Source organism: Chryseobacterium luteum (assembly GCF_000737785.1).
Lineage (GTDB): Bacteria > Bacteroidota > Bacteroidia > Flavobacteriales > Weeksellaceae > Chryseobacterium > Chryseobacterium luteum.
In genome coordinates this window covers 23704-29939 of sequence record NZ_JPRO01000030.1, presented here as the reverse complement: position 1 = coordinate 29939, position 6236 = coordinate 23704, and the positions used below count along the sequence as shown (strand labels likewise).

7 protein-coding genes are annotated in these 6236 nt (G+C 38.7%); 3 read left to right on the top strand and 4 right to left on the bottom strand.

Annotation, left to right across the window (positions count from 1 at the left end):
• Positions 1–206: 206 nt before the first annotated feature.
• Complete coding sequence (locus IX38_RS20540) at positions 207–1412, bottom strand: NAD(P)/FAD-dependent oxidoreductase (RefSeq protein WP_034707838.1); 1206 nt, start codon at positions 1410–1412, stop codon at positions 207–209.
• 114 nt (positions 1413–1526) lie between these two features.
• Between IX38_RS20540 and IX38_RS20535 the strand changes: the two genes are divergently transcribed.
• Entirely contained in the window at positions 1527–1907 is a 381-nt protein-coding gene (locus tag IX38_RS20535) for a SpoIIAA family protein (protein WP_034707837.1), read from the top strand.
• A 164-nt stretch (positions 1908–2071) separates the two neighbouring features.
• On the opposite strand, the gene IX38_RS20530 is transcribed toward IX38_RS20535, so the two are convergent.
• Complete coding sequence (locus IX38_RS20530) at positions 2072–3274, bottom strand: MFS transporter (RefSeq protein WP_185097689.1); 1203 nt, start codon at positions 3272–3274, stop codon at positions 2072–2074.
• 196 nt (positions 3275–3470) lie between these two features.
• On the opposite strand from IX38_RS20530, the gene IX38_RS20520 reads away from it, so the two are divergent.
• Positions 3471–4331 (top strand): AraC family transcriptional regulator, encoded by an 861-nt coding sequence (locus IX38_RS20520; RefSeq protein ID WP_034707835.1) that lies wholly within the window; start codon positions 3471–3473, stop codon positions 4329–4331.
• On the opposite strand, the gene IX38_RS23090 is transcribed toward IX38_RS20520, so the two are convergent.
• Both IX38_RS23090 and lipA read right to left on the bottom strand, forming a co-directional pair.
• On the bottom strand, positions 4328–4477 hold the full coding sequence (locus tag IX38_RS23090; RefSeq protein WP_165570757.1) for a hypothetical protein: 150 nt from the start codon (positions 4475–4477) through the stop codon (positions 4328–4330). The two genes, IX38_RS20520 and IX38_RS23090, sit on opposite strands and share 4 nt — an antisense overlap.
• 124 nt (positions 4478–4601) lie before the next feature.
• Positions 4602–5468: a lipoyl synthase gene (gene lipA / locus IX38_RS20515; RefSeq protein ID WP_034707834.1), complete on the bottom strand. Its 867-nt coding sequence runs from the start codon at positions 5466–5468 to the stop codon at positions 4602–4604.
• A 109-nt stretch (positions 5469–5577) separates the two neighbouring features.
• On the opposite strand from lipA, the gene IX38_RS20510 reads away from it, so the two are divergent.
• Positions 5578–6210, top strand: coding sequence for a hypothetical protein (locus tag IX38_RS20510; RefSeq protein WP_034707833.1), 633 nt, complete (start codon positions 5578–5580; stop codon positions 6208–6210).
• Positions 6211–6236 lie beyond the last annotated feature (26 nt).

The window sequence follows — 6236 nt, the reverse complement described above, 5'->3', positions numbered from 1 at the left end:
TTTTTAAAATCTCGCTGATTTGGCAGATTACGCAGATTTTTATAACTGAAATAAGTCTTGCAAAATCTCTTTAAGCTGGGCAAGCAATAGTTTCTTTAGTAATTATTTCTGCATCATTTTATTGAATACAATTTAAACAGGCTCTTGGTTTTAATTTCAATCTTAATCTGCACCCGGTGGCTTCGAGTGTCTCAGCCACCGGGTTTTTATCTCCCGAATTTAAAATATCCGGACAGCAGGTGTTTTTTATTTTTCATAAATTCGGAAGCCATTTGCATTCCTGTCACGGAAAAAGTGATTCCGTTTCCTCCGAATCCCAGGACAAAATAAGAATTCTTAAATTTTTTATGCTCTCCGATATACGGCAGTCCGTCTTTGGTTTCTCCAAAAGTTCCGGCCCACACAAAATCGGTATAGAAATGATAATCAGGTTTTATTTTTTTCAGATTTTTCAGAATTTCTTTTTCCTTTTGATTCAAAAGCGCATCCCGTTTTTCAGCATCATAAAAATCCTCGTCTCCTCCGCCTATTAAAATTCGTCCGTCATCGGTCGTCCGCATGTAGATGTAAGGATCATCGGTATTCCAAACAAGAGTGTTGCTGATGTTTTTGAACTTTTCACCATCAACTTCTGAAACAATGGCGTAGGTACTTTTTAGATCAACAAAATTTTCCTTCAGAAGGCTCTTGCTTTCATAACCAATACAGTAGATCACTTTTTTAGCTTTAATCTGAAAACCGCTGTCTACAGTCACAAGATTAAAACCTTTATGGTATTCCACCTTCTTCATTTCGGTTTTATCAAAAATTTTCAGTCCTTTTTTAACGTTGTGCTGAAATAATTCATGAGCAAACCTGAAAGCATCAATACTGGCTCCCTGCTTAGAGAGAATTGCACCGTAAGTCTTTTCAAATCCAAACTGTTCCAAAACCTGATCCGCCTCCAGCCATTTTACCTCAAACCCTGCATCTTTCCTGGCCTCATATTCTTTTTTGAGCCAATCTGCATCCTTTTTCTTTGAAGCAAAATATAAAGATTTCTTCCGTTTATAACCTGCATCTGATCTGATCGTTTTTGAAAGTTTTTCAAGGGTATCTATGGCTTCCGAACAGGCTTTATAGCTTTCTACAGCGCCTTTTCTGCCTATCAGCTCTATCAGTTCAAAAAGCGGAACATCTATTTCGTACTGCAGCATGGAGGTTGTAGCAGAAGTACTGCCGTTACAGATCTCCCGTTTATCAATCAGGATTGTTTTATAACCGTCATTTACCATTTGATGGGCGATCAGGCTTCCCGTAATGCCACCGCCTATAATTAATACATCACATTCTTCATTTGATTTCAGCGACGGATAGGTAGCTGTCAGTCCGTTTTTTAAAAGCCAGAAAGGTTCGTTCGATTTTAAATCCATAATTGAATATTATATTTAAAACAGTACCATTTATAAGCACTTTAATTGTTTTTCATCAATTTCTGGTGCAATTATTGTACCCAGTTTTAAAATCACCACATTAAAATAATTACTATGATAACTATTATTGCAGAAGCTCCGGAAAATGTTGCGGCATTCAACGCCACCGGAGAAGTGACTAAAGAAGATTTTGAAAAGCTTATCATTCCTCATGTAAAAGAAAAAGTAGACCAGTTTGGCGAGCTGAATTACTTACTGTATTTGGATACTGATCTGGATAATTTCACCATGGGAGCATGGCTTGAAGATGCATTTTTAGGGTTAAAAAACCTTACTAAATGGAACCGGGCAGCTATTGTTACAGACAAAGAAAGTGTACAGAACTTCACGGATATTTTCAGTGTCCTGATGCCGGGAGAGTTTAAATCTTTCCCTAAAGAAAACTTATATAATGCACTTTATTGGTGTGAGAACGGAAACGAGGTAGAAGTGTAAAATTATTTCATAAAAAAAAAGAGACTTTGATTCCGCTGAATCAAAGTCTCTTTTTATATCCGCTATATTCATTTTAAATCTTTAAGCTGTATTAAATCATCTGTGAGTTTCTTGGCTCAAAGTTCAAAATTGATCGGGTAAAGCTTACCTCCCGGCTTCATATTTTATTTTTCACAAGGTACAAATTCTGTGACATCACCTTTTTTGCCCGGCGTTTGTCTTCCATAAAGATATCTGTATCTCAGGCTTATTATCAGGCCGATAAAGGTCATCCCCACTCCTACCAATGAAGGATATTTAAATGAGAATCCGTATTCTAAAGGAATTCCTCCTAAAAAAGCTCCCATTGCATTGGCTGTATTAAATGCGGCCTGCATAAATGCTGCAGCCATCATTTCACTTTTAGGCGCTGCTTTCATCATCATAATATTGATAGGTGCAGCAACGGACATCGACAGTGCTCCGCACACAAATGTCAGTATGAGTGCCACATTCTGATGCTGTGCGAATAAAAATACTCCTGCAAGAGAAATCATCATCAGAAAAATCAATAATACACACGTTTTTTCAGGTCCGAGCCTGTCGGAAATAAATCCTCCGGCAAGATTCCCAACCACCATTCCTGCGCCCGCAAGGATCATTACGTAAGCCATCTGATTGCTTTGGATTCCTGCAACTATTGTCATCAAAGGGGTAATATAGCTAAGCCACGTAAAGAGTCCACCAAATCCGATCGCTGTAATTCCTAAAACGAGCCATGACTGCTTATTTTTAAGGAATTTCAGTTCGTCCAGGAAGTGGCTGTCCTGATTGGATTCTGTGGCAGGAAGCCATAATTTCAGGAAAAACACAGCAAAAAGCCCAATTAATGCTACAATTGCAAAATATAATCTCCAATGATAAACGTGTCCGATATAGGTTACAAGCGGAACCATCACCAGATTGGCTATCGTAAGTCCTGTAAACATTAAGGATATATAAAATGCCTCCTTCCCTTTTCCTGCCATGCGGGATGCCACCACCGTTCCCACTCCGAAGAATGCACCGTGAGGAAGTCCCGACATAAATCTGATGATCAGCATACTGGTATAATCGGGAGCTACTGCAGAAAGTCCGTTGAATAAGGTGAAGATGATCATTAAAACCATCAACACTTTTTTAGGCGGGAACTTTACGGAATACCCTATCAGGATCGGAGCCCCTATCACAACTCCCATCGCATAAGCCGAGATCAGGTGGCCTGCTTCAGGAATGGTTATTTCTAAGGTATTTGCAATATCAGGAAGCAGTCCCATTACGGTAAATTCAGTGGTTCCGATTCCCAGACCGCCTATGGCCAGCGGTATTATTCTTTTATCAATCTTCATTATCAGTAAACTTCTTTTTAGAATTAAATTTTAAATGTTTTTTCCGGAAAAATAAAAATGGAAGTCCATGTTTTATTTTTGAAATGCAAAATTCGCGAGAAATATTGGCTTTCACTTCTCTTGAAATGATAAAAATTTGCTCCATATTAACCTTTTTATGTAATTTTAAAATCAGAATCAATCAAATGAGAACAAGATGAAAATTCAGAAAGAAATTATTGAGTTTGAAGCCGGAAAATCTTTTAAGCTTTTTTCACCCTCTTTAAAGAACTGTTTTTTCTGGCATCATCACCCTGAAATAGAACTTGTTTATGTAGAAGCCATCAACGGGATCCGCCATGTGGGAAGGGATATTTCCGTTTTTACAGAAAGTGATCTGCTGCTGATCGGCTCCAACGTTCCCCACCTGAATTTCGATTACGGTATCCAGACGGAATGCAGGCAACTTGTTTTGCAGATGAAAGAGAATTTTCTTCAGGATATTATTGCTCCCGTCCCTGAGTTTTCAAATATTAAAAAGCTCCTGGAAAAGTCTTATTTAGGACTCTCATTTTCCGGAGAAACAAAAAAAAGGGTTGTCGGAAAACTTCATGAAATCAAAGATAAAAGCTCTTTCAATTCTCTCATAGGCCTGATTGAAATTCTGCAAATCCTCGCCGATTCAGACGAAGTAAGAGAGCTGAACAAGGAAGACACCAGGATTAAATGGTTTCTGAACGACAAAATCAGGATGGGAACCATCTACGATTATATCCACGGAAATTATGACAAAAAACCTAATGTCAACGAAATTGCACAGGTGGTCAGCCTGAGTACACCGGCTTTCTGCCGTTATTTTAAAAAGCAGACGAATATGACATTCACAGATTTTGTTAATAATTACAGGATCAACCAGGCTAAAATATTTCTGCTGAAAGATTATTCGGTCACAGAAGTTTGTTTTCAGGTGGGTTTTGAAAGTTTATCCTATTTTAACAAGCTGTTCAAGCAGCATACGGGTGAAACGCCTTCAGAATTCAGGAAAAAGCATTTGAAGAATATTGAGGTGCGAAACTAGATTTCTTGCTGTGAATATTTTTGTTGCTTAACCACCCCGTCAAAAATTCTTTGAATTTTCGCCGCCCCTCCACGGGAGGGGAATTCTGAGCCGGCGAATTTTATGGCGAGGTCTTCGAGAGCCTCAGCCCCAAGAATATTTATCATCAGTAAATTATTGCCGTATCAAGTAATTATACTTCAAAGGGGCTGAAGTTCCCAAAAAGTTCCTTTATTTTTTTAATACTTTAATTAAACAAAAAACCGCTTCATAAATAAAGCGGTTATATTTTTAGTGAATATGTTTTTCAGCATGGTAGGAACTTCTTACCAATGGTGAGCTTTCCACATGTCTGAAGCCTAAACTTCTTGCAAATTCGCCCAACTCATCAAATTCTTCCGGTGTCACAAATCTCTTTACCGGCAGATGCTTTTTGGTAGGCTGAAGATACTGTCCAAGGGTGATAACATCCACATTGGCATTTCTGATATCTTCAATAGTCTGGAAAACCTCATCCTTAGTTTCACCCAAACCTAGCATTACACCCGTTTTTGTTCTTCTCTGTCCGGCTTCTTTCAAATATCTCAGAACTTCTAAGCTTCTTTCATATTTAGCCTGAATTCTAACTTCTCTTGTCAGACGTTTTACGGTTTCCATATTGTGAGAAATTACTTCCGGAGCCACTCCCACCAATCTGTCAAGATGTTTGGTAAGTCCCTGGAAATCCGGAATAAGAGTTTCCATGGTTGTTCCCGGAGAAATTCTTCTTACGGCATTTACAGTTTCCCCCCAAAGGATGGAACCCATATCTTTCAGGTCATCGCGGTCTACAGACGTAAGAACAGCATGCTTGATCTTCATCAGCTTGATAGAACGGGCCACTTTTTCCGGCTCATCCCAGTTAACATCAAGCGGTTTTCCTGTTTTTACACCGCAGAATCCGCAGCTTCTTGTACAGATATTCCCTAAGATCATGAACGTTGCCGTTCCTTCTCCCCAGCATTCTCCCATATTCGGACAGCTTCCGCTCTGGCATATGGTATTTAATTTATATTTGTCGACCAAAGTCCTCAGTTCCCTGTAATTCTTTCCGGTAGGAAGTTTTACGCGGATCCACTTTGGTTTTTGAACGGTAGTATCTTGAACTAAATTCTCCATTTATTTCTCAAATTGAGCTTCAAAGTTAGTGATTTTTTTATCGAAACAATCAAAGACAAACATTGATGAAACATATAATTTCGTAATTTTAAAGCACCAAAATTAAATTATGAAGAAGATCCTTTTTACCCTATCCGTTATTATCAGTACATTTTGCTTTGCCCAGAAAGAGCTTCAACCGGCAGGTTCGGAGATCATTGAAACTGTGGAAGGAGATTTGGACGGTGATAAAATCCCTGAAAGAGTCGTTATTTATAATACAAAAGATGAAGGCGAACTGGGTAAGATCCGCGAAATTCAGATTCTGAAAAAAAGCGGCGGAACGTGGATGATTCTTAGTAAATCACGAAATGCCATTTTGGAAAGCGCCGGTGGAGGCATGATGGGTGATCCTTATCAGAGTACAGCTATTTCAAAAGGAATTCTGAGCATTACCCAGGCAGGCGGAAGCAGCTGGAAATGGGGCTATACGGATAAATACAGGTTTCAGAACGGACATTTTGAGCTGATAGGCTATTCTTCAGAATCCGGGAGACCGGGAGATTATTGGGAGGAAATAGATTTTAATCTTTCTACAGGACAGCTCAATTATAAAAAGGAGGTAGAAAATACTGCTGAATACGGTAAATCCAAACAGGAAACTTATCTTAAAAAGGGATTAAAGATCGATCTTCAGAACAGAAACAAAAAGGAACGGAGAAAAATTGTTCTTCCTAAAACGAAGGAGGAGGTTTATTTATAAGTATCTTTCTCTTATTCTTCAAAAAG